General features: G+C 68.2%; 11 protein-coding genes. 6 read left to right on the top strand and 5 right to left on the bottom strand.

Features of this window, described 5'->3' with window-relative positions:
• Positions 1 to 64: 64 nt before the first annotated feature.
• The 3 genes from FRAEUI1C_RS40110 to FRAEUI1C_RS07170 all read right to left on the bottom strand — a co-directional run bounded on the left by FRAEUI1C_RS40110 (position 65) and on the right by FRAEUI1C_RS07170 (position 3,455).
• Positions 65 to 1,075 (bottom strand): DUF3592 domain-containing protein, encoded by a 1,011-nt coding sequence (locus tag FRAEUI1C_RS40110; RefSeq protein WP_198318721.1) that lies wholly within the window; start codon positions 1,073 to 1,075, stop codon positions 65 to 67.
• Positions 1,076 to 1,557: 482 nt separating this feature from the next.
• A complete protein-coding gene (locus tag FRAEUI1C_RS07175) occupies positions 1,558 to 2,733 on the bottom strand; it encodes a sensor histidine kinase (protein WP_013422626.1) in 1,176 nt (391 codons plus the stop codon).
• Positions 2,734 to 2,801: 68 nt separating this feature from the next.
• Positions 2,802 to 3,455: a response regulator transcription factor gene (locus tag FRAEUI1C_RS07170; protein ID WP_013422625.1), complete on the bottom strand. Its 654-nt coding sequence runs from the start codon at positions 3,453 to 3,455 to the stop codon at positions 2,802 to 2,804.
• 281 nt (positions 3,456 to 3,736) lie between these two features.
• Between FRAEUI1C_RS07170 and FRAEUI1C_RS07165 the strand changes: the two genes are divergently transcribed.
• The 6 genes from FRAEUI1C_RS07165 to FRAEUI1C_RS07140 all read left to right on the top strand — a co-directional run bounded on the left by FRAEUI1C_RS07165 (position 3,737) and on the right by FRAEUI1C_RS07140 (position 9,051).
• Positions 3,737 to 4,198: a hypothetical protein gene (locus tag FRAEUI1C_RS07165; RefSeq protein ID WP_041258989.1), complete on the top strand. Its 462-nt coding sequence runs from the start codon at positions 3,737 to 3,739 to the stop codon at positions 4,196 to 4,198.
• 218 nt (positions 4,199 to 4,416) lie between these two features.
• On the top strand, positions 4,417 to 5,409 hold the full coding sequence (locus FRAEUI1C_RS07160) for a peptidoglycan-binding protein (RefSeq protein ID WP_157734844.1): 993 nt from the start codon (positions 4,417 to 4,419) through the stop codon (positions 5,407 to 5,409).
• 83 nt (positions 5,410 to 5,492) lie between these two features.
• Positions 5,493 to 6,173, top strand: a complete 681-nt coding sequence (locus FRAEUI1C_RS07155) for an ABC transporter ATP-binding protein (RefSeq protein WP_013422622.1) — start codon at positions 5,493 to 5,495, stop codon at positions 6,171 to 6,173.
• A gap of 20 nt (positions 6,174 to 6,193) precedes the next feature.
• Complete coding sequence (locus tag FRAEUI1C_RS07150) at positions 6,194 to 7,375, top strand: ABC transporter permease (protein WP_232425329.1); 1,182 nt, start codon at positions 6,194 to 6,196, stop codon at positions 7,373 to 7,375.
• A gap of 150 nt (positions 7,376 to 7,525) precedes the next feature.
• Entirely contained in the window at positions 7,526 to 8,674 is a 1,149-nt protein-coding gene (locus FRAEUI1C_RS07145) for a hypothetical protein (protein WP_157734842.1), read from the top strand.
• A gap of 194 nt (positions 8,675 to 8,868) precedes the next feature.
• Complete coding sequence (locus FRAEUI1C_RS07140) at positions 8,869 to 9,051, top strand: hypothetical protein (RefSeq protein ID WP_041258987.1); 183 nt, start codon at positions 8,869 to 8,871, stop codon at positions 9,049 to 9,051.
• A 118-nt stretch (positions 9,052 to 9,169) separates the two neighbouring features.
• Here FRAEUI1C_RS07140 and FRAEUI1C_RS07135 read toward each other — a convergent pair whose 3' ends face one another.
• Together FRAEUI1C_RS07135 and FRAEUI1C_RS35965 are read right to left on the bottom strand one after the other, a co-directional pair.
• A complete protein-coding gene (locus FRAEUI1C_RS07135) occupies positions 9,170 to 10,279 on the bottom strand; it encodes a tetratricopeptide repeat protein (protein ID WP_013422619.1) in 1,110 nt (369 codons plus the stop codon).
• Positions 10,254 to 12,911, bottom strand: coding sequence for an ATP-binding protein (locus tag FRAEUI1C_RS35965; RefSeq protein WP_013422618.1), 2,658 nt, complete (start codon positions 12,909 to 12,911; stop codon positions 10,254 to 10,256). Before FRAEUI1C_RS35965 ends, FRAEUI1C_RS07135 begins: the two co-directional genes overlap by 26 nt.
• Positions 12,912 to 12,931 lie beyond the last annotated feature (20 nt).

Raw genomic sequence — 12,931 nt, 5'->3', positions numbered from 1 at the left:
AGGCCGGGGTGATCGCCGCGGCCGGCCTGTACGCGCTGCGCCACCACCTCGAGCGAACCGGGCGCTACTCCATGGTGGCGGGGATGTCGGGCGGTGCGCCGGCGAGAGCCCAGGCATACACCGCCAGGCTCGAGCCAAGCAGGGAACCGGCGGCGATCAGAGGAAGGACCACCCCGAGACTGCCGAGAGCGCCACCGCGGACCGCGCTGGCCACGATGTACACGAGGCAGTCGGTGAGGCAGCCGAGGAGCAGCCCCGTGACGGCGTAGCGCAGCCCTCGGGCGCCTCGACCGGAGTACGAGACGTGGGATCGACCGCCAGCGGGCGTGGCCAGCGGGGTCAACCAACTGGCCGGCCACAGTCCACGGCCGAAGAGGCTGGCCTGCATCAGCCGCGAACCGTCCGGTAGAACGAGGACGGGGCGACCGCTGCCGCGACCCAAGGGCATATCTCGGTCTTTCTTGTGCACCGTGACGGGCACCCCACGGCCGAGCCGTTCAAGCGCCGGGCTCCACATCACCCTGCGCCAACTGGTGGTGAAGCCGCCAGGGTTTGTCAGCTGAACATAGAAATAGGGCAGTGGTAGACGGCCGCCCCGGTTCGTTGGAACGCTTACAGACCAGGCCGTCGCGAGGCCTATGTCTGCCCGCGCAGGCAGACGCATATCGAGCTGGACGAGACGTCCGAACCACGGCGCAACGAGGAAAAGCCACGACATCACGGTGAGGACTGTCACGATCGTAGTCTGGTTCCCGGAGTCTTCGGCTCGTGGATCCACTGGATACCCGTGTGGAGTCGGGTCGGTGGGGTCGTACGCGACGGGAAACGTCGACTCGACGGGGAATGTCGACTCGGACCCGAAGAAGCCTTCTTGATGTTCTCTGCCCGTGTTGTCGTTCCACCGGACGCGGATCCAGTCCGCACCCCCGGGCTTCGTCGCGGAATCGACGGCGACGACCTGGCCCACCGCTACCGCGGTCGCCCTGGCCCGTTCCGCGCGGACCTGGGCGAAGTACCACGCAACCAGGGCGACCAACAGGACCGCAACCGCGGCGATGGCCGCGAAGCTGATCATCATCGCCTGGTCCTCGGAACGCACCCTCCTGGCAGCCCCGTGGTAGGGCGGCGGGCTACCAGGCGGGGGTGCCCAGGTGTTCGTCGCCAATCAGGGCCTCCGGCGCCGCATACGGACATCGACCGCCGACCAGGCTTCCCGGCACACCATCCGCGTTCCGAGTGAAGCAGCGCGGAGCGTGCGCATCGTAACGTCGGTGGGCCGAGGCAACAAGGGCGATCCAGTCGCCACCTGGACGATCTTGGAAAGGTCCAGCCTGGCGGCAACTTCGCTCCGACGGGCCGCTCGTCCACCTCGCGTTGCCTACGGCGAGTCGCGACCCCGCGGCCCGCCACCGCACCGCCCGCCAGGCGCCACGCGAATGTGGGAGGCAACAGGGGTATGACCGGAAAATGACGCGGGGTCAACGCGGTCAGCGTTGGCCGATTTCCGCGCCGGGCTGCCGCACCTGGCTACACCCACCCGGTGACCCGGCGGTTTTCCTAGCTCGTGACGGTACTGGCCCTGTTCGGTTCCGTGTCGGCGATGGGGGTAAAACTGATACGTATGTGTAGTCCACCTTCCGGCCGGACGGAGGTGGTAATTGCGGCGCCATGGGAGTTGGCGATGGCTTGGACGATGGAGAGTCCGAGCCCGAGGCCGTCGCCGCTGTGGGTGCGGTCGGGGTCTAGCCGGCGGAATGGTTGGAAGATTCGTTCGACGGCCGCCGCAGGTACGACAGGGCCGGTGTTGGCGACGTCAAGGTGGGCGCTCCCGCTGTGCGTACTGGTTCGTATGTCGACGCGCCCGCCGGCCTGATTGTGTCGTATGGCGTTGTCGATCAGGTTCGTCGCGAGGCGCTCGACGAGCCGCGGGTCGCCTGTGGTCTCGGCGTGGTCCAATGACGTGCTGATTTTGAGGCCGCGACGGCTTGCCTCGTCGCGGCGCGCGTCGAGTACGCGGGCAGTGATGTCGGCGAGATCGACGGGGCGTGGGTGCTGAACGGAGGCTTGTCCACGGGCGAGGGCCAGCAGGGCGTCGATGAGTCTTTCCTGCTGCACTTCGGCGACGAGCACGCGTTCGTGTGCAGCGCGCAGTGTTGCGGCGTTTGCCTCCGCGTCGCCGAGGGCTACCTCGGTGATGGCGCGTTGCCGGGCGAGTGGGGACCGGAGTTCGTGGGACACGTTCGCGATAAACTGACGCTGGGCGTCAAACGCCTGTTCAAGACGGTCGAGCAGCTCGTCGAAGGTGTCGCCGAGGAGTTTGAGCTCGTCGGCCGGGCCTTCGACCTTGACCCGTTTATGCAGGTTGTGTGCGGAGATGGTGCGGGCCTGGGCGGTGATGGTGCGGACGGGTCGTAGCGCTCTGCTGGCGAGGACGTAGCCGAGCGCGATGCACGCCACAGCGGTTATGGCCAGGGCGACGCCCGACTGGACGAGGAACTGGTGGACATCCCGGGCATGCAGTCTTCCCAGTTCGGCATGCAGTTGACGGGCGTCCATCGGGAGGTGGTCCGACCGGGCGGATCGGCCGTCGGGCGACGCTGGTTGGAAGCGATCAGCTGGTCGGGCGGAGTAGACGACGTCGCCGGTGGTGTGGTTGACAAGGATGTTGGTGATGGTCAGCAGGACGACACCGGCGAGGAGAAAAAGACCGCCGTAGAAGGCGGTGAGCCGCACGCGAACTGTCCGGCATCGCGGCGGGAGACGGCTGGTCAACGAAACGGCCGGGTGGCGCCACGGCATGGTCAGATCCGGTATCCGAACTTCGGAATTGTTTCGATCACCGACGGATCGCCTAGCTTGCGGCGTAGCCGGCTCAAAGTCACCTTGACTGCCGTGGTCGTCGGGTCAATGGCCTCGTCCCAGACGCGTTCGAGCAGTTCCTCGGCCGACACGACACGTCCGGCGGAGGCGAGCAGGAGTTCGAGAATGCCGAACTCCTTGGGCCCCAGATCCAGGAGGCGGCCGGCGCGGAATGCACGGTGGCGCGCCGTGTCCAGTTCGAGGTCATCGTGCGTCAACGTCGGCGTGGCCAGGGGATGCGCGCGGCGTGCCAGAGCACGGACACGTGCGACCAGTTCGGCGAACGCGAACGGCTTGGCCAAGTAGTCATCGGCCCCGAGTGCCAGCCCGTCCACCAGGTCTTCGGTCGTCGCCGCGGCGGTGAGCATGAGCACTCGTCCCTCGCCGCCGGCGGCGGCGAGCCGGCTGCATACGTCATCGCCGTGCAGGTCGGGGAGGTCACGATCCAGGACGATCACGTCGTAGCGGTTGGTCATTGCGGATTCGAGGCCGCCGGATCCGGTGACGGCGACGTCGACGGCCATTGCCGCGCGGCGAAGTCCCAGCGCGACGATCTCGGCCAACTCGGCGTCGTCGTCGATCACCAGTACCCGCACGTGATCCTCTCTCCCGTCGACTTCGGCGCCGCGCCTGCTCGTCCCGGCCGAGAATCGCTGATCCGGGGTTGCGGAATGGTTACGCGGGTCAGCGTACGGCACCCGCCTGGCTGTCACCGGACTGCAACCAGTGCCCGCATAGAACGGGATCACTTCTGGTTCGCAGTCACGCAAGGAGAACGCCTTTGCCATCGACATTCCGCAGTCGTGGGTCGGGTGACCGCTCCCCGACCCACGCCAGCCGTCGGGCCGTCCGGCGCCGGCGTTTGGCCGTCCGCGGCGTGCTACTGACCGCCGTCATGCTGGCTGCCGCCTGTGGCGCATCGGGTTCGGACGCGGCTGCTGGCGCTGGCGGCAGCGGCCAGGGCGGCAGCGGTCCGTTGGCGTTCGCCCAGTGCATGCGCGCCCACGGCGTCACGAACTTTCCGGACCCGGATGCGCAGGGATACCTGACGTTGCCGCAAGGAATCGACCCGAACACGCCCCAGTTCCAGGCGGCGGGCCAGGCGTGCGCATCGCTGCTACCCGACGCCGGGCCGGGTCGGGTGACCGCACCTCAGAACCTGGCGGGCCTGGCCCAGTACGCCACGTGCATGCAGCAGCACGGCCAACCCATCTCCGCCGGCGCGAACGGGCAGCTTTCGTTCGACAGCGGCGTGGACCCCAACTCACCGCAGTTCCAGGCCGCGAGCAAGGCGTGCCAGAAGCTGGTTCCCGCAGGCCTGCCTGGGGGCGCTCCGTGACCACGACCCAGGTGCCATCCCCCAGCGCCGATGCGCTCACGCAACCCGCGCGGCCCGGTCCGGTCCGCAGGCATCGTCTGATCATCGCGCTCGCGGTCGCGCCGCTCATCGCGGCGGGTACGGCGATGGCCGTCTGGCAACACGGATCAGGCGGCACGGGGCAGCGACCCGCTGACGGTACCTCCAACCATGCGACGTCGTTGGCCACGGTGACGAGGGTGGCGGCGCTGTCGTCACGAACACAGGTCAACGGCCGAATCGGCTATGCCGCTAGTTACACCATCGTCACGCCGCGAGCCGGGATCATCACTGCGCTGCCGCAGGTCAGCGCCGTGATCAGCGAAGGTCAGGTGTTGTACCGGCGCGACGGCCAGCCGATCGTCCTCCTGCAGGGATCCACGCCGATGTACCGGAGCATGGCGCAGGGCACCACCGGATCCGAGATCGCCGGCAGCGATGTCCGGCAGCTCAACCAGGCCCTGGTCAGGCTTGGGTATGCCAACGAGCTCGGGTTGGACCCGGACTCTGACCAGTTCGGCTGGGCCACGAAGCTCGCCATCGAGCGGCTGCAGGACCACCTCGGCCTGGATCAGACCGGCCGTCTTGACCTGGGCCAGATCGTCTTCCTGCCCACGGCGGCGCGCATCATCGCGGTCTCGGCCACTGTCGGCGCGCCAACGCCAACCAGCGCGGTGATCATGCAAGCCACGTCCACCGAACGGCAGGTGACCGTGGCCCTCGACGCGGCTCAACAGACCCAGGTGAACGCCGGTGACAAGGTCACCATCACCTTGCCCAGCGGACGCACCACACCCGGTGTCGTCGCCGCCGTCGGCACCGTCGCGACCTCCTCGGGCTCCTCGTCATCCTCGGGCTCAAGTTCCGCGGGATCGCCGGGAGGATCGAGCGGCTCCGCGCCGACGATCGCGGTCGACATCACCCCTGGTGACCCCGCGGCTTTCGGGAACCTGGACCAAGCCCCGATCCAGGTCACCGTCGTCGCCGCCACGGTCAGGGACGTGCTGGCCGTCCCGGTTACCGCACTGCTCTCCCAGCCCGGCGGGCAGTACGTCGTCGAGGTCGCCGACGGTGACGGGCCGCACCGCCTGGTCACGGTGCAGACCGGACTGTTCGACGACGCGGACGGCCTCGTCCAGGTCACCGGCCCAGGACTGGCGGCCGGACAGCGTGTCGTGGTGCCCGCGTCATGAGCCTGCCGACCACCACCCGCTCTGCGCCGGACGCGACCGGCTGTTCCGGTGGGGAACGAGCGAAGCCACCGGAGCGTCGTCTCGTGCTCGAGCTACGTGACGTGCACAAGACCTACCCGAGCACGCCGCCGGTGCCTGCGTTGCGTGGGGTGAGCCTGACGATCCTAGAAGGTGAACTAGTGGCCATCGTCGGCCCGTCCGGCTCGGGGAAGACAACCCTGTTGCACATGATGGGCACGCTGGACCGGCCCAGCTCCGGCACGGTACGCCTGACCGGCTTCGAGACGTCAGAACTGCCGGACCGCGAGTTGGCCGGCCTGCGCGCCCAGCGGATCGGCTTCGTGTTCCAACAGTTTTTCCTCGCCGAGCACGCGACCCTGCTGGACAACGTCGCCGACGGTCTGCTCTACACCGGAATCCCGCACCGGGAACGGTACGAACGCGCCGCCGAGGCGTTGGCCGCCGTGAGACTCGACCACCGGCTGCACGCCCGCCCCACCCAGCTATCAGGGGGGCAACGGCAGCGCGTCGCCATCGCCCGCGCGGTGGTCGGCAGCCCGGCCATCGTCCTGGCCGACGAACCGACAGGCAACCTCGACCACGCCACCGGGCAGGCCATCCTCACGCTGGTCGACGCGCTACACCGGGCCGGCACGACGATCGTGATCATCACCCATGACCGCGACGTCGCTGCCAGAATGCCCCGCCAGGTCCACGTCCGGGACGGGCAGATCGTCTCCGACACCGCGGCCGGGCGACCATGACGCAGACTCCCGCTCCGCCAGTGGCCCGGCTGCGTGCGGCCGACCTCGGCCGAATCTCCAGCGTCGGGCTGCGCACCCGCAAACTACGGGCCGCGCTGTCCGCGCTCGGCATCGCCATCGGCGTCGCGGCCATCGTCGCCGTACTCGGGCTCTCGTCGTCTTCCCAGGCCGGGCTGCTCGCCGAGATCGACCGACTGGGCACCAACCTGCTTACCGTCACCAACGGGCAAACCCTCTTCGGCCAGCCCGCGGAACTGCCCACCACCGCGCCGCCGATGATCGGCCGCATCGCCTCGGTCGAAGACGTGCAGGACACCGGCACCGTGCACGTCAACGCCTACCGCAGCAACCTGATCCCGGCGATCGACACGAACGCCCTGTCCGTCCAGGCCGCCAGCCTCGACCTGCTGCCTTGCATCGGCACCAGCGTCGCACACGGTCAGTACCTCAACGCGGCAACGGCACAACAGCCCGTCGCGGTCCTCGGCGCAGCGGCCGCGCAGCGGCTCGGCATCGCCCAGGTACACCCAGGCGAACGCATCCTGGTTGGCGGGCAATGGTTCTATGTCGTCGGAATCCTCAACCCCGCCGTGCTCGCCCCGGCGGTCGACGACGCAGTACTCGTCGGCTACCCCGCCGCCAAGAAATACCTCGGATTCGACGGCCACCCCTCGACGGTGTACGTGCGCGCGCAAAGCGATCACGTCAGTGAGGTACACGCACGCCTCACCACCACCGCCAATCCGCAGTCCCCCCACGAGGTGACCGTCAGCCGGCCCTCGGACGCCCTCGTCGCCCGGGCTCAGGCCAAGAGCGCGCTGAGCGGTCTATTCCTCGGCCTCGGCGCCGTCTCCTTGCTCGTTGGCGCGGTCGGCGTCGCCAACACTATGATCATCTCGGTCCTCGAACGCCGGTCGGAGATCGGGCTGCGCCGCGCGCTCGGCGCCACCAAGGGTCACATCCGCATCCAGTTCCTCAGCGAAGCAGCGCTGCTCGCTGTCTTCGGCGGAGCTGGTGGCGTCGGACTCGGCGCGGCGGCTACCGCCGTCTACGCCCAGACAAAGCACTGGGCCATCGTCATACCTACCCTCGCCTGGGCCGGCGGCCTCGGCGCCGCCCTCCTTATCGGGGCCGTCGCCGGCATCATCCCGGCCGTCCGTGCCGCACGCCTCCAACCGACCGAAGCGCTATGGACCGTCTGACCCGAAACGGCGAGACGATCAGCGTCGCCAATGGGAGCCGCGCGCGCAGCCCGCTGTACGGGCAGGAAGGCTCTCCCGAATCCAAGGACCCGGCGCGCAGCACCAACCGACAATGCTGGGAGAATCTTTATGTCAAACCATGACCGCCCGATGCTGACGCGGGGCGGGTTCCTGGTCGTATCAGCCATGACACTCGGCGCGGCCTCGGCCGCTGGGGTCGCGGCATCATGGGACGCCACCAGCGCCCGTGCGGCCGATGCGCCGGGACGAACGAGACCGGGCGGCGGCGGACAGAACGGCGCTGGATTCGTCGAAGCGGTGCTAGCCGCCTTCCGGAATCACCGCCTCGTAGCTGTAGGAGAGGGCGGTGCCCACGGTCTCCAGGAACATCACGACGCGCTCGCCATGTTGCTCGCCGATCCTCGGCTGCCCGAGGTGGTCAACGATGTCGTCGTCGAGTTCGGCAATGCTCGCTACCAGGCGACGATGGACCGCTTCACCGCGGGGGAACCGGTCGGCAACACCGATCTGCGACCGGTGTGGCGGGACACCACGCAATCACCTCTCGGCACCTGGGAGGAGCCGGTGTTCGAGCACGTCTACCGTACGGTCCGGGCGGTCAACGGGACGCTGGCGCCGGACAAGCGGATGCGCGTGCTCCTCGGCGACCCACCCATCGATTGGTCGAAGATCGAAAAACGGAAGGACCTCGAAGCGTTCCTTGTCCAGCGCGACGCTCATGCTGCGTCCGTCGTCGAGCGCGAGGTTCTCCGAAAGGGGCGCCGAGCCCTCATCTGCTACGGCGTAGGCCACGTCATCAGGACGAGCAAGCAGCCCGCGCTGCCCCCGGGACTCGTCTCCGTGATCGAAAACCAGACGGGCGAACGTGTCTACACGGTCGCCAGCCTCGTGCCACTGTCCGGAGATCCGGAAGGTCTGGCCAGGCGTCTGACCGGGTATCCGCGGCGCACCGTCATTCCAACCTCTGGTACCTGGCTCGGCGATTTCAACGCGGGCCTGCTCTTTCCGGCCGTGATCAGAGGATCCGGCAGTCAGCCAACCAACGCCATGTGCGGCGTCGCGCTCGAATCGGTCCTCGACGCCGGCCTCTACGTAGGCCAGCCGGACAGTCTTACCCTGTCGCGGGAGAACCCGGCGGTATACCTCGACCCGGGATACTGGGAGGAACTGCGGCGGCGCAACACGTTGCAGGGCGGAATCATCGACCTTGACAGCTACCGGCAGGAGCGGTCGGTACGCTTCACCCCACAGGAGGTACCGCCATCCCTGCTGTGCTAACGCAGCCAGAGGGTGAGCGAAAACATCCTTCTTCGCCCGCCCGGCGCCGTGAGCGATGCGGCCCGCGCCGAGCGCGCGCCCGCCGCAGCCAAGCGCAAAGGCGTTGACTCAGAGTTCCGACGCTGCGGGAATCGCATGCGGCCTCACGGAATCGGCCACAAGATCGCATTCTCCCATGGATCCGCTTGGGGCCGGTGCTGTTGTCTGATGCCACGGACGAGAATCTGATCCTTGGCGGCACGGGCAAGAACCGGTCGGCTATTCGCGACGGTCATGACTCCGCTCTCGCCGACGGCGTCGAGCGCGCCCTCGACCGGCCGCCGACGCCCTTCGAGGACTACGTCACCCGGACGGCCGCCAGCGACGGCTGGGGCTGACCGGGAATTGGCCGCCCTCTGACGGATTCACCGGGATCCGCGACAACGACGGTCGGGGCCCGGCGCCACGGCGCCCGACTCATCCCACGAGCCGTCTCGAACGTTGCCTGACGCAGCACTAGTCGGCACCGTGGACTCGGTAGCCGGGGGCGGGGCCGATCTCAGCGATGGTGGATACCTGCTCGCGCAGCCGCGCGAGTTCCTCCGGGTACCCGTAGGTGTCGCACAGTCTGGCGGCGGCCTCCGCAGCCACCGCGCTCGCGGCATGGTCCGCGCGGCGTTGCTGCAAGCGGGCCAGGTTCACCAACGCCACCGCCTCGCCGTGACGGTCGCCAAGCTCGCGGTAACCCTCAACTGCTTGTTCCAGGTAGTCGAGTGCTTTGTCATGGTCGCCGGCCGATTCGTTGGTGAGTGCAAGGTTCGCGAGGGTACGGACGACGACTGTCTGGTCCTTGGCGGCAACGCCGATGGCGAGCGCGATCTCGTACCAGCGGATCGCCTCACCGACTTCGTTGGCGTATTGGTATGTCACGGCGAGAGCACCCAAGGTCATCGCCACCGCGTGCGGATCCCGCAGCCGCTGATAGATCCCCAGAGCCTCCATGAGGAGCTTTTGCGCGTCTCCGAAGAGGCCGCGGTCACGCAGGACACCCGCCTCGCCGACGGTCGCCGCCGCGTAGTTGTAGTGATCCTCCGCGGACCGCAGTAGGGCACGCGCCTGCGCGTAGCTTTCCGCCGCGCCATCCAGGTCGTCACGAAGCAGCAGCAAGCCGCCGAGATTGTTGTAGACCGCACCGCGCGACCGAGGATCGTCCGCGACGTCGAGCGCCTTGCGATAAGCATCCTCTGCGGCGCCCCAGTCACCCTGGTCCTGGTAGACGGACCCGATGTTCATCCAGACCTCGGTCGCCAGCGGCAGCCCGACCGCCTCGAATGCCTTCAGGCTGGCGCGATATGCGGTGATCGACTCCTGCCACAGACCCATCCGGTCGTACAGCCAGCCCTCTCCGTAGCGGACGATGCCGATTCCATGCGGCGGCAGAGGCACACTCTTCACGGCATGCAGCAGGCGCTGGCATCTGTCGTAGGCCCCCGACTGCCGGCTCGCGGTGAAGTGGGTCGACCATTCCCGCAGACCGACCATGGTGTCCCGTGCCAGCACCCGGCGGATGTACTCGACCAGGTGGGTCAGCTCGTCGACGTCACGCCTCCGGCCTGGGCCCGTCATCCTCGTCCTCTTTCGGCTGGGCGATCCGGGCCCGAGCCCGGTGCATCTCGGTGAGCAGGCCGTCCAGCCGCTGGTACTCCGACTCGCTCGTGAACCGCATCCGCTCGACCAGTAGTTCGCGGATCTTGTCGTGGAGTCGCACTCCGAACGGATGCGGCTCCATGAAGGAGTGGCGTTGGATCTTCTCGTAGACGCCTCTGGCCTCGTCGGATCCGATCTCCAGCAACGTCGCGATGATCTCAGGGTCGATCCAGGACGCGACGGCGCACTTCTCCAGCACCTCGCGCACCTCGGCCGCTCGCTGTTCGCGCAGGATGCGGTCCAGCAGCCGGCTCGCCACCCGGTCGCGGTTCCCGGACGCGCGCATCTCGCCGATCGCTGACCAGCTCCCGGATTCACGGGCGAGTAGCCGTACCAGCACCAGCAGGAGTGGATACCCGCCGGTGAACCGATAGACCTCGTCCAGCGCCGTAGGATCGGAGAGACCGTGATGGCGCAGGAATGTCTTGGCGTCGTCCTCCGCCAGTTCGGGAAGCGGCTGCATCCGCAGGGAGTCGCCGTAGTCCGCCCAGTCGAGGTTTTCCTTCGTTAGCTGGTTACGACCGAAGAGAACGAGCCGAGCCGACTGGGGAAGCTCTGGGACCAGCCGCCGGCATAGCCAGTCGTCGAGAGAACCGATTTCCTCATAGGTGTCCAGCAGCATCACCACCGGCCGGCTCTCGTCCTCGAAGGCAGTCGCCAGGGCGGCCGCGAACGTCCTGGCCAGGTCGCGTTCCGCGCCTCGCAGATAACGATCCAGCGCGAACCGGTTGCCAAGCGCCCGCCGCGCCATCGGCGAGACCGCGGCGTCGACGTCAGCGGCGGCGGTCGCCCTGGCCAGCGTCGCCTCATCCAGTGGCCTGCCGAGCACGTCGAACATCGCGTCGATACCGCCGCTCGTGTCGACCAGGTTCGACACGAAAGCATGCTCGTCCAGCCGGGCGAGGACGCCGGCCAGAACGGATCGGACCCGGTCGTCATCCGGTCGCGCTGTCATGACCAGACCCTCGGTCAGATCACGCAGGATGACGTTCGGGGTGAGATCTGGTCGGTTGAGGTCCACCGAGGTGACCACGCCCCGCAGAGCGGCTCGCTCCTGGCGGAGGAACGCCCGGCAGACCTCGGACTTACCGATCCCCCCAGGTCCATAGATGTTGACCAGCCGTTGGTCGGACGTGCCCGACACCAGCTCGCCGAGCATCTGGAGCTCCTGGCCCCGTCCGACCATGTACGACTCGGTGTCGGACAGCTCCCGTGACCGCGGCGTCGCCCCTGTCGACGACGCGTTCGCAGCCACGCCCGACGCCCTTACGCCAGCCGCCGGGACCCCGTCGGCAGCGGAGCCCCCTGGCTGCGTCCCGGCGGTGGTCGGGCCGACGCCCCATCCGTCGCCGCCGACCACCGAAGCGCAGCGGGCCGCCAGGCGCAGGAACCAAGGACGCACATCCTCGGCGGTGGATTCGCGACCGTAGAAGATCAGTGCGCAGGCGAGCAGGGCGAGCAGCCGCTGCTGTCTCCACTCCGGGCCGTAGGAGAACTCACGTATCCAGGACTCCCCCGTCTCCCATACGCCGTTGACGAGGTCTCCGAGCCAGAGCGGAAGGAACGAACCGCGGCCGTCTGGAGCGTTGGCGGGCCTGACCAGCACGTCGAGCAGTACGTCGCGGTGGTGCGCGCTCAACGTAGGCATCGCCCGCGAGATGACGTACAGGACGAGGTGGACAGGATCGCGAACGAGTGGGCCCGCCGATTCGTACTTGGCGAGGTCGACGAACACATAGTCCGCAGCGTCAATGGCCGGGTTCACCCGGACGAGTACGTTCTGGCTGTGCAGGTCGGCGTGGCAGCGCCCGAGGAGCATGGACAGCGTGGGGCCCGGTGCGGCGCCCATGGCGAGCGCGAAAGGGTTGGGAAGCGATTCCGGCTCGCCCTCGAGGTCGATCCGGTCCCGGGGTAGCTCGGACGCCAGCCGATGCAGCGGCTGGCCGGGGGCGAGCCGATTCCCAAGGATGGCGCGGAGGAAATGCTGGCTGGTGCAGACCTCCGTTTTCGGTTGGCGGGCCCACTCAACGAGAACCCCGTCGACCAGGCGACGGCAGGTCGCCACGAAGGTCGCCGGGTCGCAGGTAACAGGGTCGACGCCGTCGCTTGTGCCCAGAGCGCTACCGAGCATTCCGGCGAACAGCGCGGCGAGCACGCGGTAGTCGGTGGGATCATGGCCGGCGATCTCCTGGAACGCCAGCCAGGTTCCGTCACCAACCCTGACCGGCCCGCGAACCGGAGCGGCCAGGTGCACCCTCGCGAACTCGGGCGAGTCCTTGATCGCGCGCCTGGCCCGAGCGTATTCGCTGGTACCAGCGTCGCCGGCGGGCACCCGGTCCAGTTTGAGAACCAGCTTGCGCGCCCGCTCCGCAAGGTCGTCGTTCTCCTCAACGACCGCTAGCACCGCGTTCGTTTTGCCGTTGACGAGCCAGCGGTCGAGACGGAACCTGGTGTCCTCCTGAGCGGCCCATTCGGTCAGGGCGCGCGCCGCCGGCTCACCGAGTCCCGCCGCGAGTTCCGCGCCGAGCCGGTCCACAACATCGGGATCCATCGGCCCTCCGAATCGGGTGA

Source organism: Pseudofrankia inefficax (genome assembly GCF_000166135.1).
Lineage (GTDB): Bacteria > Actinomycetota > Actinomycetes > Frankiales > Frankiaceae > Pseudofrankia > Pseudofrankia inefficax.
This window is presented reverse-complemented; position numbering and strand designations above follow the sequence as displayed.

Excerpts from the sequence above, each read along its gene's own strand:
- FRAEUI1C_RS40110 (WP_198318721.1), bottom strand. The coding sequence starts at position 1,075 with ATGATCAGCTTCGCGGCCATCGCCGCGGTTGCGGTCCTGTTGGTCGCC.
- FRAEUI1C_RS07145 (WP_157734842.1), top strand. The coding sequence starts at position 7,526 with ATGCTGACGCGGGGCGGGTTCCTGGTCGTATCAGCCATGACACTCGGC.
- FRAEUI1C_RS07135 (WP_013422619.1), bottom strand. The coding sequence starts at position 10,279 with ATGACGGGCCCAGGCCGGAGGCGTGACGTCGACGAGCTGACCCACCTG.
- FRAEUI1C_RS35965 (WP_013422618.1), bottom strand. The coding sequence starts at position 12,911 with ATGGATCCCGATGTTGTGGACCGGCTCGGCGCGGAACTCGCGGCGGGA.